General features: G+C 48.9%; 16 protein-coding genes. 6 read left to right on the forward strand and 10 right to left on the reverse strand.

Going from position 1 to position 22084, the window contains the following annotated elements; all coding sequences use genetic code 11:
- Positions 1-89: 89 nt before the first annotated feature.
- The 5 genes from KIU71_RS14960 to KIU71_RS14980 all read right to left on the reverse strand — a co-directional run bounded on the left by KIU71_RS14960 (position 90) and on the right by KIU71_RS14980 (position 9265).
- Positions 90-317, reverse strand: a complete 228-nt coding sequence (locus KIU71_RS14960; RefSeq protein WP_214132108.1) for a helix-turn-helix domain-containing protein — start codon at positions 315-317, stop codon at positions 90-92.
- Positions 314-2506: a peptidase domain-containing ABC transporter gene (locus tag KIU71_RS14965; protein ID WP_214132109.1), complete on the reverse strand. Its 2193-nt coding sequence runs from the start codon at positions 2504-2506 to the stop codon at positions 314-316. The genes KIU71_RS14960 and KIU71_RS14965 overlap by 4 nt, the downstream gene beginning before the upstream one ends.
- Positions 2506-3756, reverse strand: coding sequence for an HlyD family efflux transporter periplasmic adaptor subunit (locus KIU71_RS14970; RefSeq protein ID WP_214132110.1), 1251 nt, complete (start codon positions 3754-3756; stop codon positions 2506-2508). The genes KIU71_RS14965 and KIU71_RS14970 overlap by 1 nt, the downstream gene beginning before the upstream one ends.
- A 437-nt stretch (positions 3757-4193) precedes the next feature.
- The gene (locus KIU71_RS14975) at positions 4194-7520 is read right to left on the reverse strand and encodes an amidohydrolase family protein (RefSeq protein ID WP_214132111.1); all 3327 of its coding nucleotides are present in this window, start codon (positions 7518-7520) and stop codon (positions 4194-4196) included.
- A 212-nt stretch (positions 7521-7732) separates the two neighbouring features.
- Entirely contained in the window at positions 7733-9265 is a 1533-nt protein-coding gene (locus tag KIU71_RS14980; protein WP_214132112.1) for a DUF3369 domain-containing protein, read from the reverse strand.
- 194 nt (positions 9266-9459) lie between these two features.
- On the opposite strand from KIU71_RS14980, the gene KIU71_RS14985 reads away from it, so the two are divergent.
- Positions 9460-10251 (forward strand): DeoR family transcriptional regulator, encoded by a 792-nt coding sequence (locus tag KIU71_RS14985; RefSeq protein ID WP_214132113.1) that lies wholly within the window; start codon positions 9460-9462, stop codon positions 10249-10251.
- An 85-nt stretch (positions 10252-10336) separates the two neighbouring features.
- Positions 10337-11869 carry a glycerol-3-phosphate dehydrogenase gene (gene glpD, locus KIU71_RS14990; protein WP_214132114.1) on the forward strand — a complete coding sequence of 511 codons (1533 nt, stop codon included), beginning with the start codon at positions 10337-10339 and terminating at the stop codon, positions 11867-11869.
- Positions 11870-11873: 4 nt separating this feature from the next.
- Here the strand turns inward: glpD and gorA are convergent, their stop codons facing one another.
- From gorA to KIU71_RS15015, 5 genes are all read right to left on the reverse strand, one after another.
- The gene (gene gorA, locus KIU71_RS14995; RefSeq protein ID WP_214132115.1) at positions 11874-13220 is read right to left on the reverse strand and encodes a glutathione-disulfide reductase; all 1347 of its coding nucleotides are present in this window, start codon (positions 13218-13220) and stop codon (positions 11874-11876) included.
- Positions 13221-13316: 96 nt separating this feature from the next.
- Positions 13317-14612: a response regulator gene (locus KIU71_RS15000; RefSeq protein WP_214132116.1), complete on the reverse strand. Its 1296-nt coding sequence runs from the start codon at positions 14610-14612 to the stop codon at positions 13317-13319.
- Positions 14609-16270, reverse strand: coding sequence for a sensor histidine kinase (locus KIU71_RS15005; protein WP_250207544.1), 1662 nt, complete (start codon positions 16268-16270; stop codon positions 14609-14611). The genes KIU71_RS15000 and KIU71_RS15005 overlap by 4 nt, the downstream gene beginning before the upstream one ends.
- Complete coding sequence (locus KIU71_RS15010; RefSeq protein ID WP_250207545.1) at positions 16267-17097, reverse strand: phosphate/phosphite/phosphonate ABC transporter substrate-binding protein; 831 nt, start codon at positions 17095-17097, stop codon at positions 16267-16269. The genes KIU71_RS15005 and KIU71_RS15010 overlap by 4 nt, the downstream gene beginning before the upstream one ends.
- Before the next feature lie 10 nt (positions 17098-17107).
- On the reverse strand, positions 17108-17680 hold the full coding sequence (locus KIU71_RS15015; RefSeq protein WP_250207546.1) for a response regulator: 573 nt from the start codon (positions 17678-17680) through the stop codon (positions 17108-17110).
- A 190-nt stretch (positions 17681-17870) separates the two neighbouring features.
- Between KIU71_RS15015 and prlC the strand changes: the two genes are divergently transcribed.
- The 4 genes from prlC to KIU71_RS15035 all read left to right on the forward strand — a co-directional run bounded on the left by prlC (position 17871) and on the right by KIU71_RS15035 (position 22083).
- Positions 17871-19901, forward strand: coding sequence for an oligopeptidase A (gene prlC, locus KIU71_RS15020; RefSeq protein ID WP_214132178.1), 2031 nt, complete (start codon positions 17871-17873; stop codon positions 19899-19901).
- The gene (locus KIU71_RS15025; RefSeq protein ID WP_214132118.1) at positions 19898-20590 is read left to right on the forward strand and encodes a DNA-3-methyladenine glycosylase I; all 693 of its coding nucleotides are present in this window, start codon (positions 19898-19900) and stop codon (positions 20588-20590) included. The genes prlC and KIU71_RS15025 overlap by 4 nt, the downstream gene beginning before the upstream one ends.
- Before the next feature lie 78 nt (positions 20591-20668).
- Positions 20669-21454, forward strand: coding sequence for a bifunctional demethylmenaquinone methyltransferase/2-methoxy-6-polyprenyl-1,4-benzoquinol methylase UbiE (gene ubiE / locus KIU71_RS15030; protein ID WP_214132119.1), 786 nt, complete (start codon positions 20669-20671; stop codon positions 21452-21454).
- Positions 21454-22083 (forward strand): ubiquinone biosynthesis accessory factor UbiJ, encoded by a 630-nt coding sequence (locus KIU71_RS15035; protein ID WP_214132120.1) that lies wholly within the window; start codon positions 21454-21456, stop codon positions 22081-22083. The genes ubiE and KIU71_RS15035 overlap by 1 nt, the downstream gene beginning before the upstream one ends.
- Position 22084: the final 1 nt, after the last annotated feature.

Consider the following 22084-nt stretch of genomic DNA (forward strand, 5'->3'; position numbering starts at 1 on the left):
TTGGGAAATATGGTTAGCGAAGCCGCTTCCACATCAGTTAGTTTAAATACAGGCGTCATCATTACACGCTATCCCGCTGTGGAACAGCGCTAGTGCGCCGCTAATCCTGAATATATCGCCTTGAAGTAAGCGGCCATCAGCTTGCCTCTATTACTAATGTCCAGTTTGCGGTAAATGTTCGCGCAATGGAACTTGACGGTTCGTTCACTGATGAATAGCTCCCGTGCAATGAGTTTATTGGGCAAACCGTCCATAATTTTCATGGCCACTTGTAATTCTCTGCGTGAAAGTGTTTCTAATTGCTCATTAATGTTCATGGTGTTTCTCCTGGGTGTTGAGGTAGTGAATAGTGTCCGAGCTGTTCGAACTGTTTTTCTGCTAAACGGCCGTCAGCAATCTCGACGATACGGTCAGCGGTTTTAATCGTGTGTAGTCGATGAGCCACTACGACACGAGTAATATTTAATTGTTTGAGGTGTTGATTCACCCGATTTTCATTGGTCATGTCCAGATGACTGGTCGCCTCATCCAGAAACAAAATGGTCGGTTGGCGATACAAAGCGCGAGCAAGAAGAATGCGTTGTTTTTGCCCTCCGCTAAGACTCGTGCCCATATCACCAACCAAGGTGTTGTACTGCATGCTGGTGGCAACGATGTCATCATGAACGCAAGCCATGTGAGCGGCCCACACCACGCGTTCAAGATCCACTTTGTCATCAAAGCACGCGATGTTGTCAGCGATGGAACCGCTCAATAGCTGATCGTCCTGCAACACGGCTGCAATTTGGTAGCGATAAGCGGGTTGCTCTTTGATGTCGGTACCATCAATCAATATGCGACCGCCAGACAGTGCAAAAAGCCCCATTAAGCATTTAAGCAAAGTGGTTTTTCCACTGCCACTCGGGCCGACAATTGCCAGTGTTTCGCCAGCATGTATGCGTAAATTTAACTGCGAAAAAGTGGGCGCATCTATCGTGCTATAACTGAAACTGGCGTTTTCTGCGACAAGCTCGCCGGTTAACTTTTGCGTATTGATCGGGTGGGTTATCGAATCATTAGATAGAAGCATCGGGTCTTGCGTGGTGAAAACAATATCGGCCAGCCTGTCGAAGTGAAGGTCGAGCATTTTGAACTCAATCCATTTAGCGATGAGCCCGTCCATTGCACTGATAAAGCGTGACTTATAGCTCACAAAGGCAAACAGCATGCCGACCGTGATGGCGTTGCTCATAACGGCGAGTGCCGCGAAAAACACAATCAGAATGTTCTCAAGGCCAAAAAGAAGCTGATTAGCGGTACCAAAGCCAATATCCCAACGTGCAATCTGGATCTTTTTGTTCATCGCTTTCGCGAGCGTGTTTAGCCATTGGTGTTGACGCTCACTTTCCTGACCAAACAACTTGATGGTTTGCGCTGCCCGCACGGACTCCATAAAGTGACTATTTTCTTTTGCGCTCGCCAAAATCGCCTCTTCGTTGAGCAAGCGGATGGGGCGATACAGAAAAAAGCGCAACAGCGCATAAAGCAACACCACACCGACCACGATGAATGCCAAGGTACTATCGTAAACAAACATGACACACAGCGTGATCAGCGCCATCAATCCATCAATAACGACAGCGACCAAGCCTGTCGTCAGTAATTCGCGGATAGTGCCAAGTGAGCTGAATCGACTGACCACATCACCCATGTGGCGTTTTGCAAAGTAATCCATAGGAAGACGGATCAAATGATGAAACACATTGGAAGCCATCTGAATGCTGAGTTTGCTGGAAAGGTGCAAAATGGTAATTCGGCGCAATACGGTCGTTCCGGTTTCGATGAGCAGGAGCAATCCGAAGCCGAGCGCAAGCACGGTGAGCAGGCTGGTATCGCTGCGCAGGATGACATCATCAATCACCGTTTGCATATAGTAAGGGCTGACAATAGCAAACACTTGCAGCAATAGAGACAGGGCTAAAACCACTCCTAGACTGCGTTTTATGCCAGTGATGTTCGACCAAAAATGCTGGATCGTCAGGCGCTGTTTATCTTTTTTCGGCGTAAATGATTCATTGGGCGTTAACTCTAGCGCTACCCCAGTAAAACTTTTATCGACCTCAGACAGTGGGATGCGGCGTTCGCCCACGGCAGGATCATGGATAACAATCGCGTTTTTATGGCAACGTTTTAACACAACGAAATGTTTCATTTCCCAATGCAGTATGCACGGGGTTGACAACTGTGGCAGGTGTTCTAAATCGAGTTTCAGGCCGCGGCAGGTCAATGAAAGCTGCTCTGCCACTGACATTATTTGTTTGAGTGTTGCACCATGCGCCGAAATCGAAAAGCGATGGCGCAGACGCGTTAGATCGGTGTGTAGCCCATGATACCCCGCAACCATAGCGACGCAGGCTAACCCACATTCCGCCGCTTCAGTCTGTACAATGAGTGGCAGTGTGCGGCGATGGACAAAGCGCAGTAATGATTCAGCTCTGGGTGAGGCGCTCAATGACTTGGCCAGCATCACAGTTTCCCCTGTAAACTAAGAATGGGTTCAATGATCCATTCCAGCAGCGATCGTTCGCTAATTTCGATATCGGCGGAAAACGTCATATCAGACTTCAGCTGTACTTTTTCGCCAAAGGCGTGGATGTAGGTGGAATCGAGTTCGACACTCACTAGATAAACAGGCTCCTGAAACGCAACCGGCGCGTTGGTCAGTTCATTCGGCAGGACCACCGTGTTGCTTACCGCACTGAGTGTTCCGCGGTAGAGACCAAACTTCTGATAGGGAAACGCATCGTAGCGTATATCCACTTTTTGACCGGGGAACAGGAAACCCGCCGCGCGCACAGGGATAAGCATTTGCGCCTGAAGGTCGGCATCTGATGGCAGAATGGTCATCAGGGGTTGTTGTGTCGCGACAGTTTGGCCCAGGCGAGCATGAAGATTCGTGACAAAACCGTCTTTGGGAGCGCTGATGATGTACTCCTGCTGCCCGCTCACTTGCGTGATGTGCTGTTGGAGTTCACCCACTTGGCGGTTGAGTTGTGTGATTTGTTGTTCATGGGTTTGCGGCAAAATCTGACGCTCGGAAAGCAACTGGGAAACATGGCTTCGTGCTGCTGAACGTTCGCGTTCAAGACTGAGGATCTCGCCTCGTAGACCCAACTGCTGCTCGCTCAGTAAATCAATATCATGTTGAGCAATGTGCCCAAGTATATGCATATTGCGCAGTCGCTGAAGACGGTTGTTCACCAAAACCTCACGCTGCTGCAACGCGATGTACTGTTGATTAATTCGTTCGACGTCGCTCTGCCCAACCTGAATCGCTTTGTCTAGCGCTGCACTTTCAACGCGGTAGATAGCCTGTAGATGAGCCTGTTGAACGTCGATGTCGTCAAGTTGTTGGCTGTATTGACTCAATAGCGCCTGCTCAACACTGCGACCATCTGTCAGCTGGCGTTCGGTGCCTATTCTCATCAGTGCATCACCTTTTTGCACCTTGGCACCGTCCGCAACCAGGATCGCTTGAATAATACCCTGTTGCGGTGCGCTGATTTTGGCGATACCCGAGGGTGGCTCAAGCCAACCTTGGACGGTTTCTTTGCGTGCATAATTGCCTAACGCCAGCCACACTAAGCAGGCAATGACCCAAAGCACAATACTATTGGTCAGCACAACTGCTGAGGTCTGAGGAAGCAGTAAAACATCGCCATGCAAACGTTGCTTAAGATGATTGATGGCATTTTGTCGAAACAATGAGATTGTCACTGTTAGCTCCTTCGTCAGTAAAGAGTGAGTTATCCATCCATGGATTATCTGGCTGTCCGTGCCAGCGACTCACTGTAAGTCCCTGTTAATTACACATCTCGCTATGCCAGCATTCCTATGCTGTGGTGAACTCCTTGACGTCTGATCCCTGACATCTGCCTGTTCGCGTATCGTGATATGTTCTCTGCCAAGTGGTTTAAAAAACACCTGCTTGGCCATCAACGTTGTCCCTGTTGACGGAATCAAAGTTAAGCAACTGCCCGGTTTTGACGTAGAGTAGAGTCGACTGAGGCCCCGTCAGACGTGAACTGCACAGTGGATGTCCTTTGAGTGAGAGTGATGTCGCTAGCGTGAGAGAGGTTGTCTTTACAGACGGATAAAAAAATCCCCGCGAGAAATATCTGGCGGGGATTTGAACAAGCGCTTAAGCGAAAGCGTTAGTGCTTCCAGTGGTACTTGGTCGCTTTTGCTTCGATTTCTTTTTCCGTGTCCGCAGGCAGGAACAACTGGTTATTGTCTTCGAAGAAGAATGGTTTGCGAGCAACTTTGCTATCCAACTCATTCATCGTTGCTGCTTCATAGACTCGACCGTTAAGTACGGTGTAGGTCACATACTCGCTGCGTTTTAAATCGCTTAGCACGTCGCCTTTGATAATTGCCATGTCAGCCAGCTTGCCCACTTCGATACTACCGATGTCGGCGTCCATACCGAGGTGGATTGCGCCGTCGATGGTGCCGCCGCGAATTGCTTCCCATGCAGTAAACCCGCCTTGCTCCATGATCCAAAGTTCCCAGTGTGCGGCCAGGCCTTCCCGTTGTCCGTGTGCGCCAATGTGCACTCGCACGCCATTATCGCGCAAGGTCTTGGCATATTCTGCAACATTAACATGGTTATACTGGTTATCGGGTGCAGTAGGGCGGCGTACGGCGCGACGCTCAATGAGGAAGTTAGGCGTGTAACGCATCAGTCGCTCATTTTTCCATACATCGGTGCGGTCATACCAATACTCTTCCCCCATTAACCCGCCATAAGACACGACAAAGGTGGGTGTGTAGCCGAACTGAGTCGCTTTCCACAATTGCGTTAGATCGTTGTAACCTTTCGCGATAGGGATCGAATGCTCAAGCCCAGTATGGCCATCGACCAGCATCGAGATATTTTGCTGGAATTTACCGCCACCTTCGGGCACCACCATCATCTCAAGTTGCTTAGACGCTTCCAGTATTTGTTGACGTTGGTCACGACGAGGCTGGTTGTAGCTTTTGACAGAAATGGCACCCACGTCTTTTAACCGTTGTACGTGAAAGTACGCGTCGTCATAGTCGTTGATAATCGCCTTGTAACCCAGTGCTTCTGCACCGTATAAAATTGTGCCGGTGCTATAGATGCGCGGCGCGATAATTTTACCGGCACGTTGCAACTCCGCCGCAGCCATGACCTCAGTGGTGTCGTTTGATGGATCATGGATGGTAGTGACGCCGAACGCGACATTTGAATATTGGCTCCAGTTTTTTTGTGGAATGATTTCATTGCGACCCTGCGCGCCGTGGGCGTGAGTATCAACTAATCCAGGAATGACAGTATGGCCACTGACGTCAACACGGCGGGCATCACCCGGGATCTCAACGTCTTGCTGTGAACCTACAGCGACGATTCGATTGCCGTCTATCAATACCACACCCTTTTCAATCACTTCCTGCTGATTATCTGCATCGCGCATGGTGACAATATTACCGCCAACTAGCGCCGTGAGGCGTTCCGGATTATCGGTCTCAACGCTAAACGACAGGTTGACGCCTTGTTTTTCTGCGTCAGGCAATTGTTCTGGGGCGCCTGCCACAAAATCAAACGCCTCTTTTATACTGCGCTTAAAGAAATACGGTCCGTGAAACCACGAAACCGTCTGATTGTCAGGCTGCCAATTAAGGTACTCTCCTGCACGTGCCGAAATTTGCGTGACGGGCAACGACTTCATATCGGGTGATAAGGTGACTTTTTTGCCGTTATCAACGAACGGTGCAACGTAAGCATTGTATTGATGCACAAAGGCCACCCACTGCTTATCATGCGATAAACGGTATTCGCTGATCTTGTCCGCGCCATAGAGGTGCACTCGCTTATCTTCACCGTTGAGATTAACGGAACTGAATTGTGTTTCCGGATAAGGCGTTCCGCCAACAGATTCAGTGAAGTAAACACGCGAATTATCGCCCGCAAAGTGCGGTTCACTGCCGCCTTTTTCGACGCGTACTGCTGACTGCTTTTTCAAGTCCAGCACGTAAATGCCAGGATTGACTGAGTAAGCGGGGTCGAGCAGGTAGCCGCCATTGAATTTGCGATACGTAATAAGCTTACCGTCGCTGGAAAAGCTGGGTTCAACAAAACGACCCGGCTCTGTACTCACCACCTTACCGTTGCCGCCTTGCGCCGACACGATGCGAATAGTGCCTAACTCTTCGTCGTTCCACGTGGTGTAAACAATGGATTTTCCGTCATTGGAATAGCGCGGATAAAATTCATCATGTTGATTTTGCTTGGTTAGACGCTTCGCTTCGCCTGACTTGATGTCATGTAAATACAGTTTGCCCAATGCTTGAAAGAGAATATGTTTACCGTCGGGTGACTGTTGCGACCACCGAATGGCTTTAACATCAAAGGTTTGGGGAGCGACTTCAACAGGAAAGCGCAGGGCATCGGCGTATTGTAGCGTAGCGTTGACCTTCACATTTAGCGTCGTTAACTTTGGATCGCGCGCGGTACTATTCGGTACGTCAATCTTATGAAATTTACCGCCTGTCCAAAATACAATCGACTGGCTATCCGGTGTCCAGTCGAAATAGGCGAAGTAACCCTCAGTACCAAAACCCTCTTGCATATCGCGCTCTAAACCTAAAAATAGCGGTTTTTCCTGACCGGTTTCAAGGTCTTTAATAAACAGTGCTGTGCGCTCGGTAACGCGTCGTACAAACGCGACGTACTTACCATCCGGAGAAGGCGTCGGAACGACCGCGCCGCCGGTACCGGAAATAAAACGCTCTTCTTCGCCTGTTTCACGATCAAATCGCGTGATTGCAAAAATAGATTTTAGGGGATCGCGGTTATAGCTAAATGTGCTACCGGGCGTGATATCTTGCGTATAGTAGATGTATTGCCCATCTGGAGAAAAACTGGGATCGGCAATGTTCTTCTGGTCTTTCTTGCCGTTCATTCGCTCTTTGATCGCCAGGCCACTGCCGCCGCTTTTGTGATACAGCCAAATTTCTCCAGCTGGAATACTACGTGACGACATGATCCCTTTGGTGGCGATGATATAATCGCCATCTGGACTCCATTTTGGGGAGTGCAGTGTGTTTTCCTTTTCTGAGGTAACCTGACGCAAATTGTCGCCGTCAATATCCATTACCCACACGTTGCTCAAGCCATCGCGATCACTGATAAAGGCGATTTCTTTACCGTCGGGGCTTACTGAGGGATGGATGTTCCAGGCAAAATCCTGAGTTAACGGTTGTGCGTCTCCACCGTTTGAATCAACGATGTAGATGTCGCCCAACATGTCAAATACCATACGCTGCCCATCGGGCGTAATATCTAAACTTGACCATGTCGTTTCGTCAGTTTCAATAGTGACTGAAGACAATGAAAAAGGTGGGTTTAAAATATCCCATTGGGTTTCTTCTTCTGTCGAGCTTTGCGCGATGGCGGCGCTAGAAAGCGTCAGGCTCAATAACAGTGAACCTGCCAATGCAGTAGTTTTTTTTATCATAAGTTGTGTTCCAGTAGCGTTACCCAACAGGTTTCTCTGTCGGGTCTCAATCGTGGGTCAAATAGCTGACTTAGCATTCGACTGATTATCGAATTCAAGATTAACATATTTATAACGATTACGACGAGCAATGCGCGACCAAGCCGCGTGGTTGCGCGCTAAAGTGCACATCGACACTGGGCCCGAGCAGCGCTGAGCATCAGAATGTTAGGTCAGTCAGGATAGCGTTCGCGAATGGCGATAAAGTCGTCTAGATTTGCCAGTAATGCATCTACCAACGCGGGGTCGAACCGAGTTCCTCGCTCTTGTTTGAACAGGGCCACGATATCCGCCATGGGCCAAGGCTCTTTATAACAGCGACGGCTTCCCAGCACGTCAAAAACATCAGCAACAGCCGATATTCTGCCTGCGATATGAATGTCTTTGCCTTTGAGTTGATTGGGATAACCTGTGCCATCCCAACATTCATGGTGTTGTTGAGCAATAGTGGCGCCGAGCTTTAGTATAGGATTGTGAGATTTTTGCAACATCTCATAGCCAATCTGGGCATGCTCTTGCATGATTTCCCATTCATCGGCGTCGTGCTTGCCGGGCTTATTCAGTATTTTATCGGGTATACCCACTTTACCGACGTCATGCAGCGGTGAGGCTAGCTTGATCATGTCAGCGTCGTGCTCGTTCATACCGATTAGCTTCGCAAGGAGATAGCTTATATGGGCGACCCGGCGAACGTGACTACCGGTTTCTCTAGAGCGCATTTCGACCGCTTCACCAATGACATAGGATAATTCACGTTGCGACTCTTTTATGGTCTCTCGGAGACTTAAGTTTTCGTGAGCGACCGCTATATTATGCGCAAAATATTCCAGCAAATGGTGTTGAACAGGCTCAAGCGCTTCAGTGCGCGACACATAGAGTAAATTTTCAGTGCCCCGGTTGGTGGTAAAATAGCCAATAAAACAGTCGTCAGAATGAATGCTCTGTTTGTTTTCAATCGCTTTGGCGACACGTGTCATGATCTCGCTATTCGGAGCGGCCGTCTGTTCGACCAAATGGTCTTGGTTGGTGGCTAAAACATTTAAGCCACGCGTGGGGGCCATACCGTGATCGTGAGTCACCGCGCAGCAGACAATATCGCGCTCTTCTAACCCGAGTATGACTGAGATTTGACGCAAAATAGTTGACGCGAACTGTGGCAGAGTTTCGCATTCGATAAATTCAGACGTTGCTGCAATGATGCGTTCAAGGCCGCTGCGATGGCGCTCAATGATTTTAATGTCTCGGTAACTGCGCAACGCCGAGTAAGCGACGGTTTTTAATCGTAGAGCGGTGAGCTCGGTTTTGTTTTTATAGTCATTAATGTCGTAATCGCGGATCACGCTTTCTTCCGGTGCTTCACCCGGTTGACCGGTTCGTAATACCAGCCTGACAGTATGATTATTGAGCTCAGTACGTACCCACTCAATAAGCTCCAAGCCCGCATTTTGGGTTTCCATCACCACGTCGACAATTGCCAGAGCGATGTCATGATTATCATCCTTTGATAGGATTTCTCGCGCCTGAGACGCCGAATAGGCGCTGATGCATTCAATGTGACGACCGTCAAACTGCATGTCGGCCATCACCATACGTGTGATCGTGTGAATTTCTGGCTCGTCGTCAATAATGAGTAGCTTCCACGCTTGCCCCGTCGGTAATAACGGTTCGGCGTAGTCATCAGCGGCAAAAACGAATTCTTCTTCCACTAGCACATATCACTTAGGTTGATGAATGATCCTTTATTGAATCTATCAATATTGGCGCGCAATTGCTAATGCTTCACAAAGCGTCGCATCTTTATCCATTGACGCTAGCCATCGCACGCTTGCGAAGCCACGGTTTACTTGCGATAGTTTCGCAAGTTGGTTTCAACCCCATCACGCAGGAAACCTGAGATAGCATGAATCAAACACAACGCCACGCTGAGATAGAAAAGTTGCTGATCGCCCGTCAGTACCTATCAATTGATGCGTTGGTTGAACATTTTAAAGTGACCCCACAAACCGTTCGCCGCGATTTAAATATCATGGCTGAAAAAGGTTTACTGCATCGAGTGCATGGGGGAGCCGGGCAGATAGGCTCAGGCAGCGGCGCGCAGAATACGCCCTATCAGCAGCGGAAAGCGGAAAATCTTATCGCAAAAGAGCGAATTGCCGAAGCAGTAGCCGCTATGATCCCTGACGGCTCATCGCTGTTCATTAATATCGGAACTACCGCTGAAGTCATTGCAGAAAAGCTGTTGGGCCACAGCAATTTGCGTATTGTGACTAATAATATTCATGTTGCCACGATCCTGAGTGGCAAAGAGGATTTCAGTGTCATTATTGCTGCTGGAGAGGTACGTTTTCGTGATGGCGGCATTATTGGCGAAGCAACCTGTGATTTTATTAATCAGTTCCGCATGGATTATGGTGTCATTGGGATCAGTGGTATCAGCGAAGACGGTGCTTTGTTGGATTTCGATTTTCGCGAGGTCAAAGTCTCGCAGGCTATTCTCAAGCACTCACGCCACGTTATTCTAGCCGCAGATGCGGCTAAATTTGGACGACATGCAATGGTTGAACAAGGCCACCTCAGCCAAGTGGATCATCTCGTGACCGACGAGTCGCCTCCGAAAAGCTTGCAGACGATTATCGATACCCATGACTTACAATTGACCATCGTGACAAAATCGAACAAAAACGAAAACTAGAATTTCATTTGTGTTCATAAATTTGCGTTTGATCGAATTTTTAGCTACATTATTGGCCTAAAACGATTAAGGCAGGGGATAGGGCATGTCAAACCAGACTACGATAACCGAATCCGTAGACGTTGTTGTTGTTGGCGGTGGTATCAATGGTGTCGGTATTGCGGCAGATGCGGCAGGGCGAGGTTTGTCGGTATTGCTCTGTGAACAGGGGGACCTAGCAGGAGCGACATCTTCGCGCAGCAGCAAGCTTATTCACGGTGGACTGCGTTATTTGGAGCACTATGAATTTAAACTGGTGCGAGATGCATTGGCAGAGCGCGAAATTTTATTGACAAAAGCCCCTCACATCATGTGGCCACTACGCTTTCGTCTTCCTCATCAAAAACATCTGCGCCCGGCATGGATGATCCGTATAGGGCTATTTCTTTACGACAATTTGGCTAAACGTGAAATGTTGCCTGGCTCTCGCCGCGTGCAGACAGATTCGAGCAGCCCCTTAAATGCCTCGATATCCACCTGCTTTGAGTATTCAGATGGCTGGGTAGACGACGCGCGTCTAGTCGTTCTTAATGCTTTACAGGCTCAGCACCTAGGTGCCACTATACTGACTCACACTCGATGCACAACAGCGCAAAAACAGGGCGATCATTGGCTGGTTACTTTACAACAAGCAAATGGCGACACCGTCACTGTTCGCACTAAAGCCATCGTCAATGCGGCCGGGCCATGGGCCGCGCAATTTATCAACGACGTGGTGCAAAGCCCTAAGAAAAAATCAATGCGCTTGGTCAAGGGGAGCCACATTATCGTGAACCGAATGTACGATTCGGGTGAAGCGTATATTTTGCAGAACAAGGATGGCCGGATTGTATTTGCTATTCCTTATGAGGACGACTTTACGCTGGTGGGCACCACGGACGAAGACTATCAAGGTGACCCCGCTGAGGTGTCGATCAGCGAGGCTGAAATAGCGTATATTTTGACCATCGCCAACGACTATTTCAAGCGGCCGCTAAGCCGTGAGGATGTTGTTCACCATTACTCAGGCGTTAGGCCGCTGCTTGACGAAGGCAATGCGTCTGCACAGGAGCTGAGTCGCGATTACCAAATTAAAATCAGCGGTGGCAAAGGCGATGCCATTATGCTGAATGTATTTGGTGGCAAAATTACCACTTATCGTAAGTTGGCTGAGCAGGCCGTCGATGAACTGTGCGATACCCTTAAAATAAGCGCTAAGGCATGGACGAAAACCGCGCCATTACCAGGTGGCGATTTTTCTGATAAAGAAACCTATGCAGTGCACCTGCACGCAAAATATCCTTTTTTAACGCCTACCTTGGTGCGTCGCTATGTGCGAAGTTACGGCACGCTTTGTGAGAGATTTTTATATGGAAGCTCATCGTTAAATGATCTAGGCACTCATTTTGGTGCGGGGCTTTATCAGGCCGAAGTAGACTATCTGGTTCACTCAGAGTGGGCAGGAGATTCCGAGGCAATCCTGTGGCGACGTTCCAAACTGGGTCTTCGGCTCAGTGCGGAGCAGGTTCACGGTTTGGATGAATATCTTGTCTCACAACGCGCTAGTATTTGCCCTACGCAATATGCAGTAGGGCATTAGCTGATTACATAGTGACAAACTCTTCAGCGCTGGTGGGGTGAATAGCAACGCAGGCATCGAAGTCCGCTTTAGTTGCGCCCATTTTGATGGCGACACCAAACCCTTGCAGGATCTCATCCATCGCATAACCAATCCCGTGCAGACCTACCACCTTCTCATCCGGCCCTGCGCAAATCAGCTTCATCTTCGTTACCTGACGGTGCGATGTCACTGCAGTATACATCGCCGCAAAGCTTGAATTGTAGACTTTGATGCCGTCTTCACCGTATTGCTCTATTGCCTGTGGTTCGGTTAAACCAATCGTGCCAATTGGCGGGTGGCTAAACACGACTGTCGGCACCAAACTGTAGTCCATATGTGCTTCAGGCTTGTTGTTAAATAATCTTTCAGACAATAGTCGACCGGCCTTAACCGCCACTGGCGTCAGTTCGATGTTACCCACACAATCGCCAACGGCATAAATGCCTTCTGCTTTGGTGTTCTGATATTTATCGACTTCGATATAGCCTTTATCGTCCAGCGTAACCGCGGTATTTTCCAAACCAATCCCATGGTTTGCCGGACTTCTACCAATAGCCCAGATTAAGCAGTCGGTTTCAATTTTTTCTCCGTCTGTAAGGATTACCGTCAGACTTTCATCGGCATTTTTCTCAACGGCCTTGATCACGCGATGGGTATGCAACGTCGGGCCATCTTGCTGAATGAGTTCAGTGAGCGTTTCCGTAATCATGGGGTCAAAACTTCGCAGTGGTGCATTTTTACGTACCAATAAATGGGTTTCACTGCCTAGACTGTGCATAACGCCAGCCAGCTCAACCGCAATATAACCAGCGCCTGCGACTACAATACGTTTGGGTTGTTCCGTTAACGCAAAAAAGCCGTCTGAATCAATGCCGTATTCGGCACCGGGAACATCATCAATATTGGGGTGGCCGCCTGTTGCGATCAAAATATGCTTCGCAGTGTAACGTTCACCGTTAACTTCAACCGTGTGGTTATCCACAAATGTGGCAAAGCCTTCAATGCGGGTGATGCCAGCGTTCGAGAGGACGCGATCATACGATCCATGAATACGTTTAATATAAGCATCTCGACTTTCGATAAGCTTTTGCCAACTAAACTGGTTAAGCGTCACATCGAAACCGTAGTCGGCCGAATACGTATTAATGGCCTCAGCCACTTGCGCGCCATACCACATCGCTTTTTTCGGGACACAGCCCACGTTGACACAGGTACCACCAATCGCTTTGGCTTCGATCAGCGCAACCTTTTGCCCGTAACGCGCCGCTCGATTGGCTGAGGCGATACCACCGCTACCGCCCCCGATACAAATATAGTCAAACTCTGTCATCTTTGTTGATTCCTTAAACGTACATACTGCGATAGCAGATAGCTTTACACAGAAAAAACTTTCAAACAAAAAAACTCACAGCCTTTAGGGCAGGCTCTACGTACCTTCGTTTTCCTGATCACTCGGTGACTGCGTCTTTTTAAGCTGAATATCGAGCGTAAATTCGGTGCCGTGCCCGCGTTCAAATTGTTTGAGCTTTTGTATACTGGATTCGGTGAATACGTGCCCCTCAGGTAGCAACAGAATATGCTGTTCGTTGAACAGGTTAAATTTAAGCACCATGCCCGGCGCTAAATCCTGCGAACGCATTCTTCCCTGATGGGTTTGTTCGAGCGTTCTGATATCCAATTGGATGAAGGTCTTTAAAAAATGGCTGTCGTAACGCACGCCGGCATATTTAGTTAACTCGTTGCGTGCGTCAAGTGCCGTGAGCGGCTGAGCAGTGATACGACCCAGCCGGTAACGCCAGTAATCGCGACAAATTGAAATGATGCGAGCACCGGCTGGGGGTTCAGGGGTTTGATTGACACGGTCAAACTGGTGCGCAATCAAATGTATTTTGGATTCCCAGTCGCTAACCGGTGCGAGTATCAATCGCGCCAAATCCGCCTGGCTTAAAAACAGCTGTTGTTGCTCGTAATTTAGCTCGTTGAACGGTTTCAGGAGAATATCAGGGGTGAGACCGACCAACCCGAGTTCACAAATCAGGCCCGCAAACCCTATGTCATGACGCTCCGACTCACTCAATCCTAAAGCGGTGGCAAGTTGCTGTGCGCTCTCACTCACTTGTCGTGCAAATTTTCCATCGATATGTGGGTGCTTGACGATCACGTTGTAAAGTACTTTGCCAAGCGCTTTGTTGTGACTGTCAATATTGGTAAGCGCTTGTTTAATTTGCTTGGTACGCAGAGAAACTTTCTTTTCAAGCTCAGCGTTGTTGTCTCTTAGCTTCTGATTTTGCGCTTGGGTGAGTGCCAGCAGCCGGGCATTTTCACGGCGCAATGTGGTGCGCTCAACCCCTTCACTGATAACGTCAAGTAAGATGCCATTGTCCCATGGCTTATGCAGATATCGATGCACTTTACCCAAGTTAATCGCCGACAACATGGCATCTGCATCAGCGTGACCACTCAAAATAACCCGAAACGAATGTGGCTGTATTTCTGCGGCTTTGCCTAGTAACGCCGCACCAGTCATGCTCGGCATTTTCATATCGGAAATAATCACGTCGACGTGTCGGCTTTTAAGGATATCGAGCGCCTCTATCGCATCGCTTGTCAGCAAGAGTTCGATGTCGACCTTGTGCAAAGCGCGTTTTACCGCATGAAGAATATTAACCTCGTCGTCAACGAATAAAACCGTGGGTTTTGGCGTCTCAGTCGACTTCGTCATTTGTGTGCTTCCTCTTCGCGAGAGATCGGTAGGCACACTGAGAAACAACTGCCTTTACCCAGCGTGCTGTCGACGGTCAAAGTACCTCCGTGCTCGGTAACAATGCCGATGGAAATAGACAGCCCCAGCCCCGTACCGCTGCCTTCTGCTTTGGTAGTGAAAAAAGGATTAAAAATGTCACGCCTGATCTCCTCAGGAATGCCGGTACCATTATCACAAATGGCAACCACCACATTCTGCCCCCGTGTGGCCGTATTGATTGTAATTTGGCCAAATTTGCCGGTGGCTTTGATGGCGTGCCCCGCATTGATCAGAATATTGGTAAACACTTGATTTAACTGGCCGACATTGATGAGTAAATGGGGCAGATCGCTGAACTGCGTGTCAATTTCGCAGTGATATTTAAGCTCGTTATTGACCATATTCAGGGTGGTCTTCAAGCAGGCGTTAATATCAAAAAGCTGACGTTCTTGCGAATCCATTCTCGAAAACAATTTCAGGCCATTCACGATTTCTGAGACGCGTCTTAGCCCTTCTGAAGACTCATTCAGCAACGCGTGAACGTCTTGATCAATAAACTCGATATCTTCCCTTTCAATGATGTGCCGCAGTTCTGCTAGCGTCGTATCGAAGGCTGCATCGTCGTCACAGTTAGCCAGTAACTGAGCGTGATGAATGAGCAACTGATAGGCACTCACGTAATCTTTTAATGTGGATAAGTTACTGGCAATAAACCCAACCGGATTATTAATTTCGTGAGCAACGCCTGCGGCTAATTGGCCAACAGAAGCTAGCTTCTCCGCTTGAAGTAACTGTTGCTGAGTTTCCTTCATGTGTTGGTTTGCTTGTGACAGTTCAGCGTTTTTATCACTGAGCGCTTGCGTGCGCCTGCGCACCTTACCTTCGAGTTCGAGATTCATTGACGTCAAATCGCGCCGCTGCTGCGCATTGACAGCCAGCTCATGCTGGAGCGCAGTAACAAGGCGATTGAAAGATTTGGCAAGGTCAGATAACTCATCATCACTTTTGACATCAACCTGTATCGTTGAGTCTTTGAAATTGCCACGTTGCAGCGCAGTTCTTACGCGGCGTGAACCTGCGGTGAGTGCTTTCAGTTGTCGGGTTAAATACGAACCCAGAATAAACGAAAAAGCTGCGACCAACACCAGTTCAACCAACGCAATCGACAGTGACCACCTGCGCACGGTGGCAATGGCTTGCTGTGTTGATTGAATGCCTAACCCGACTTCAACTCGCCCAAAAACGAATTCATCTTCGAAAATAGCGGCTGCCGTATCAAATATGCCATCAGTGACGTCGGCCAGTTGACTATCTTCAACAAACGTTCGATTCACCAGCGCAGGATCGCCGCCTGAAGCGAACAACGCGCCATTTTGCCCAATCACCCTTACATACGCGATGTCGGGGTGCGACATTAAATCGCTGGTGAATGCGTCTAAACTGGCTAAGTCATACGACAATACGGCGTCTTTGGTGGTGGTTGCGAAGAGTTCAGCGGTCGTTTTGGCGCGCTTTGTCAGCGTGTCATCAATGATTTGTGTCATAAAACCAATCGCCGTCACGATGAGAATAACCAGAAGTATTAATTCTATTAGTGCAACGCCGACAATCGTTTTGGTCCGCAGTGACAGCCTCATTCGACAAATTCGCCTGTCGCGTGTTGGATGTCCAGTGCGCGTATATCGTCCCATTCAGCGTCGTCAGCTGCTTCAAATCCAGAAAAATGGATTTGGCTAAGTAATTGTCGTTGTTCGGGATTTTCACTGATGGCTAGCATTGCCTCAAGTAACCGCTTACGTGTGGGGTTTGATATTGCTGGGTGCGTTGCTATGGCGTGAGAGGTGTAAGGTGGGCTGCGCCACAGCACTTTCAGCGAATTTTTGACACCGTCAGGCGCCGCATTGAGTGTGCGCGCCACGCCGCCTCCAGCGGGCATAAACTGACGCGCAACGTTCAGGTAAACAGAATCGTGTGAAGACACATAGCGGGGACGAATGGCAATACCCTCATGCTTCAATTTGGCCTGAACGATGATCGTGGCTGCAAATGAGGCTGGGGCGGGGAACGCGAGCATTCTGTTATTGAGTGCAGCAAGCGTGTCGATGTGACTGTCTTTATGCACCACGACAATCCCTTCGATAAGCTTATTTTTCTGCTTTGCCAACGCGCGATAGCCGCTTTGATGACTGAACACGACATAATGGTATGGGTTCATATAGGCGATATCGTAGTGCCCGAGGGCGAGACGTCGTTCAAATGTTGGAATATCTTTTGCGGTGATAAATTGGATCGGGGTGCCGATTGAGCGGCTAATCTCTGCGAGCAGCGGCGGCCATGTTTCCGCTAACTTGTGTGCTGACTGCTGAGGCACCACAGCAAACGTAAGCGATTGTGCATGGGCCACCGATACCGATACTACCGCCGCCAGTGAAAACGCCATTAATTTCTGCACAAAATAGTACATAGTCGTGGCTTTAACGCGTCGCGTTCTCAAACTCAGTGAGTAACTGAGCCTGATCAAAAGGTTTCGTGTAGATTTTTGTTGCCCCCAACGAAAGTGCCTCATCAAGCTTGTCTTGCGCTAACGCAGAGATCACCAGAATGTTGACATGTTGTAATGAGTCCTGTTGACGTGTGTGCCGTATAACATCGAACCCGTTCAATCCCGGCATGCTGAGATCCAGAGTCATAATGTCCGGTTTGTGCATACTAAGCATCAGACCTGCCTGAAAACCGCCCGTTGCAATCAATGTACGTAAACCGGCTTTGCGCGCAACTCGTTGTATCGCTTTTGCCATCGAAAGTTCATCGTCTACAATTAACACTAACGGGTTTTCAGATTTGTTCAACTCTGGCGGGATAGGCAAATCGTGTGCTTTTAAAAAACGAATGAAATCTGGCAGTAAAACCCGGTTATTACCTCGCCCCGGCAGCTTGTACCCTTTTAATTTTCCAGCATCTAACCACCGGATCACGGTACGTAGATTAACGCCACAATATTTTGCTATTTCACCTGTGGTTAATGATCGAACTTCCGAATCACTCAATGCTATCTCCTGATTGCCCCAGCACGCAGAGCAGTATACTAGGTTTTGCATAAGTGACAAGTGTGACAGTTGCGACATTTTTGCTTGGGAACGATTGAATGGCGCTATTGCAGCAGTCGTTACCCCTTGTATTTTAGTTGATCGTCCTCAAAATATTGCTACCGTGCATAACGCAAGCGAGTTCTATTACGTGCAATCCACCATTGAAGAGCAACAACAGCCACTACCTCAATTTTCAAGCATTAAACCGAAAGACATTAAGCCTGCTGTCGAACAGTTGATCAAAGAGGCGAAGCAACTGATTGAAACGGTAGTCAGCCATGGTGACTTCAGCTACGCGTCATTGGTCGAGCGACTGGAAGCTCAGGATGATCGCCTGAATCGTTACTGGTCGCCAATTTCTCATATGAATTCAGTTGTCAGTAGCGATGAGCTGAGAACGGCGCACGACGCTTGCTTGCCACTAATTTCAGAGTACGGCACTTGGGTGGGGCAGCATGAAGGGCTGTACAAAGCCTTTATAACGCTGCAGCAAAGCGACGAGTATCAAACATTGTCGGCAGCACAGAAGGCAAATGTTGATAACACGGTAAGAGATTTTACATTATCCGGTGTTGGGCTGAGCACAGAAAACAAGCAACGTTATGCTGAAATTCAGGCCTCCTTATCTGAACTCTCATCCAGTTTCAGCAACAGTGTGCTAGATGCAACGATGGCATGGACTAAATTAGTTGAGCACGAAGATGAATTGGTTGGCTTACCCGAGTCTGCGATTGCTGCCGCCAAGCAGGCCGCCACTCGCAAGTCGAAAAAAGGTTGGTTGTTTACGCTCGACATTCCCAGTTACCTGCCGGTTATGCTGTATTCTGAAAATCCGGCATTGCGCGAAGAAATGTACCGCGCGTTTTCAACGCGGGCGTCAGACCAAGGGCCAAATGCAGGTGAGTTTGATAACTCGCAACGTATTCAAGATATTTTATCGTTGCGTCAGCAATCTGCTGAATTGCTTGGGTTTGAAAACTACGCTGCGCTTTCGCTGGCGACTAAAATGGCTGATACGCCTCAGCAGGTCCTTGATTTTTTAAATGACTTAGCCACCCAATCGAAACCTCAGGCTGAGCGCGATCTTGCCGATGTGAAAGCGTTTGCCAAAGCAGAGTATGGCGAGGAAAAGCTTAATGCGTGGGATATCGGCTTTTACAGTGAAAAATTGAAGCAGCAGCGATATGCGATTTCTGACGAGCAGTTGCGGCCCTATTTCCCAGAAGACAAGGTTGTTTCAGGCCTGTTTAGCGTAGTATCAAGATTATTCGGGGTGCGTATCACGCCTCGCGACGGTATTGACTGTTGGCATGATGACGTCAGCTTTTATGACATCGTTGATAAAGATGGCACTGTGCGTGGCAGTTTTTATTTTGACCTCTATGCGCGCGAAGGCAAGCGCGGCGGCGCCTGGATGGCCGATTGTCGGGTAAGGCGTGTGACTGCCAACGGACTTCAGACACCAGTGGCATACCTAACCTGTAACTTTAACGGGCCGGTTGGCGATAAGCCGGCGTTGTTCACCCACAACGAAGTGGTGACCTTATTTCACGAATTTGGTCACGGCATTCATCACATGCTGACTAAAATCGATGTGGCAGGTGTCTCTGGCATCAATGGCGTGGCATGGGACGCTGTTGAACTGCCCAGTCAGTTTTTAGAAAACTGGTGTTGGGAAAAAGAAGCGCTTGCGCTGATTTCAGGCCACTATCAAACCGGCGAGTCGCTGCCCAAAGATTTATTGGATAAGATGCTGCGTGCGAGGAATTTCCAGTCAGCGATGCAAATGGTGCGTCAACTGGAGTTCAGTTTATTTGATATGGCAATCCATCAAGGTCAGGGTAATGTGGATGTGCAGGCTGTTTTAGACGACGTGCGTGCGCAGGTCGCCGTGGTTCAGCCACCCTCGTTTAATCGGTTCCAACATAGTTTTTCTCACATTTTCGCAGGCGGTTACGCAGCCGGTTATTATTCGTATAAATGGGCGGAAGTGCTTTCTGCAGATGCGTTTAGCCGGTTCGAGGAAGAGGGTATCTTTAACCCTAAGACCGGGGCGGATTTTCTGCATCATGTGCTAGAAATGGGGGGCAGCCGAAAACCGATAGAGTGCTTTACTGCCTTTCGTGGCAGAGAGCCTGATGTCGCGGCATTGCTGCGCCACAGTGGGATTGCTGCGTGAGCACGCCTGAACCCTTCGAGCGCATTTTAGCTCGCGCAATCGAGCGGAAAGGCGGAGAGCGTCAACTGAAGGCGTTAATCGGCGAACCATTGAATGCTGAGGCGATCAGCCAAATCGGCGACGATCGCTTTTTAGCTGAATTTACCAAAAAAGTGTTTCAGTCGGGTTTCGTATGGCGTGTCGTTCGTCAAAAATGGCCTGAGTTTGAAGCGTTATTCTTTGGCTTTGATGTTGAAAAAGTATTGTTGATGCCGGATGAAATGCTGGAACGAAAAGCGGCAGATCCGCGCATCATCCGAAACTACAACAAAGTGAAAACAATTCGTGATAACGCGTTAATGATAGCTGACGTGCAGCGCTCACACGGCAGTTTCGCGTCATTTGTTGCGCAATGGCCAGCGCACGACATTATCGGCCTCTGGGATTATCTGAAGAAACACGGCGCACGCTTGGGGGGAAACACGGGGCCTTATGCTTTACGTTTTTTGGGTAAAGACACGTTTTTACTGAGTAAGGATGTTGAGGATTACTTTACTCAACATCAATTGATTGAGGGCTCAGCGCGGTCTAAACGTAGTTTGAACGCAATTAACCAAACGTTCTTAGATTGGCAGGCGCAAAGTGGCTGGAGTTTGCAAGGGCTCAGTCAACTTGTTGCTTACAGCTGCGGCGACAATCACATCAATTAAGCCTGTCGTTCAGATTACGTTTTCGCTAAACTCTGTGGTAATTCGTTACGCCAACTCCACGCATAAGGCAGCATTGCAATGACTGAGCAACAATCCACCACCTCGCCCAGCAACGCGACCGATAGTCAGCAAACCCATTTCGGGTTTAAGCAGGTTGATGCCGATAAAAAAGCGAGCATGGTGGCGGGCGTGTTTGACTCCGTGGCCGCAAAATATGATGTCATGAATGACCTGATGTCTATGGGGATCCACCGTGTCTGGAAGCGCTTCACTATTGATTGTAGCGGCGTGCGTAGCGGTCAACGCGTTTTGGATCTGGCTGGCGGCACCGGTGATTTAGCCGCTAAGTTTTCGCGGCTTGTGGGCGACTCTGGTCAGGTTGTTTTGGCGGATATCAATCGGTCTATGCTGAGAGTCGGGCGAGATAAATTACGTAATCAAGGCATATTCGGCAATATTGACTATGTACAAGCCAACGCTGAAGCGTTGCCCTTTCCAGACAACTATTTCGATGCCATCACCATCGCTTTCGGGTTACGTAATGTCACTGATAAAGATGCGGCGCTAGCCTCTATGTATCGAGTGTTAAAGCCGGGCGGGCGATTACTGGTGTTGGAGTTTTCCAAACCAACGCAGGATTGGTTGAGTAAAGTGTATGACATGTACTCATTCCACGTACTACCTCGCATGGGCGAGCTGGTCGCGAACGATGCTGAAAGCTATCAGTATCTTGCTGAATCAATTCGCATGCACCCCGATCAAGATACATTAAAAGGCATGATGGATAATGCCGGTTTTGAGCGTACCGAATATTTCAACTTGACCGGCGGCATTGTGGCTCTGCATCGTGGGTTTAAGTTTTAATGCCAACCGCGCAACTCGTATTGGGCGCCGTTGAGCCGGTTATAAATCGCGCTTTAGCGCTTGATCCTCAAACGCGCGAGCGTATGGCCAAACTGCACGGAAAGCGCTTGATCATTTGGTTGGAAGAATCGCCTTGGCCGATTGAACTGGCCTTCGAACACACGGTGTCGCTACACCAATATATGTCTACCTGGGAGCACGCGAACGCGTGTGACAACGGGCAGGAGTGTCGCCTGAAGTTAGCGCTCAGTATTTTGCCTACGCTGCAAGATAGCCGTCAAATTACTCGCTTAATCCGCGAAGGCAAGCTCGATTTAGAGGGTGATATTCACATTGCTCAGCATGCCAGCGCGCTGTTTCAACAGCTAAGCATCGATTGGGAAGAGGTTTTATCAACGTATGTGGGTGATGTCGCTGCCCATCACGTGGTGCGTAGTGTCAAAACAGCCAAGCAGGTGCTCAAAAATCAACATGAAAACGCGCTACAAACGCTGGGTACGGCCTTGATTGATGAAAAAAAGCTTGCGGCGCACAAACTGCAAGTGATGCATTTTAGCGATCAGGTCAGTGATACGCGCAATGCTGTTGAACGTCTGGCAGCGCGTGTAGCCCAATTGGATGGGCGTTAGG

The sequence above is a fragment of the Alteromonas oceanisediminis genome, assembly GCF_018474025.1.
Taxonomy (GTDB): Bacteria; Pseudomonadota; Gammaproteobacteria; order Enterobacterales; family Alteromonadaceae; genus Alteromonas_E; species Alteromonas_E oceanisediminis.